2 protein-coding genes are annotated in these 1,108 nt (G+C 63.4%); both read left to right on the top strand.

Going from position 1 to position 1,108, the window contains the following annotated elements; translation table 11 throughout:
- Positions 1–358: potassium transporter TrkG (locus tag ELR45_RS38645; protein ID WP_276320716.1), on the top strand; the 358-nt coding region annotated here is incomplete at its 5' end.
- 19 nt (positions 359–377) lie between these two features.
- The gene (locus tag ELR45_RS21635; protein WP_129668292.1) at positions 378–1,019 is read left to right on the top strand and encodes a potassium channel family protein; all 642 of its coding nucleotides are present in this window, start codon (positions 378–380) and stop codon (positions 1,017–1,019) included.
- Positions 1,020–1,108: the final 89 nt, after the last annotated feature.

The raw sequence follows: 1,108 nt of genomic DNA, 5'->3' as shown, positions 1-1,108 counted from the left end.
ACTGCGTGGCGAGCCACGCGTCAACATCTTCGACCGTCAGGTCGGGCCCCGAGTCCAGCGGCAAGCCCTCACCGTCGCCTTGCTCACGGTCGCGCTGGTGGTCGTGCCGACCGTGATCACACTCTTCGTCACCGACGAGTTCAAGCTCGACCGAGTTCTCTTCGAGGTAATCTCCGCGGCCTGTACAGTTGGGCTATCGACCGGGATCACCGCAGATCTTCCCGCAGGCATTCAAGGACTTCTCGTCGTGCTGATGTTCATCGGCCGTCTGGGCCCCATCACACTGGGCACCGCCCTCGCGCTGCGTCATCGCACTCGTCTGTACGAGCTTCCTGAAGGGAGACCGATCATTGGGTAAGAAACAGCGCGACAGCAATGTGGTCGTCGTATGCGGGCTCGGCCGGTTCGGCAAGTCACTGGCACTCGAGCTGATGAAGGCGAACACCGAGGTGCTGGGTATCGACGCCGACCAAGACAAGGTCCAGTCTGTCTCTGGCCGGCTGACTCACGCCGTCGTCGCGGACACCACCAAGATCGAGGTGCTCCAGCAACTGTCCGTGCATGAGTACAGCCGCGCAGTCGTCGGAATCGGGTCCGACATCGAGTCGAGCATTCTCACCGCGTCTTCTCTCGTCGAGATCGGGGTGCCCAACATCTGGGCCAAGGCGATCAGCAACTCACACGCCCGGATCCTCACCCAGATCGGCGTTCACCACGTGACCAGGCCCGAGCATGACATGGGTGCCCGGGTCGCGCACCTGGTACGCGGCCGGATGATGGACTACATCGAGTTCGAAGACGGCTTCGCCATGGTCAAGACCACTCCCCCGGCGCACATCGTCGGCCTGCGGCTCGGCGACTCCAAGGTCCGGCAGGAGTACAACGTGACGATCGTCGCGATCAAGCGCCCCGGTGAGGGATTCACCTATGCCACGGCCGACACCATCATCCGGCCTGGCGATACGGTCATCGCCTCCGGACTCGTCGGCGATACCGAACGCTTCTCCGAAGCATCCTGACGCCGCGACGTCGTCCCCACGTTCGCCTCCAGCTGGCGTGGCCGCCCCGTGGTGGTTGCCGTTGGGTGGGTCGGAGATTTCTTCTCCCG

The sequence above is a fragment of the Phytoactinopolyspora endophytica genome (genome assembly GCF_004138495.1).
GTDB classification, from domain to species: Bacteria; Actinomycetota; Actinomycetes; order Jiangellales; family Jiangellaceae; genus Phytoactinopolyspora; species Phytoactinopolyspora endophytica.
This window is presented reverse-complemented; position numbering and strand designations above follow the sequence as displayed.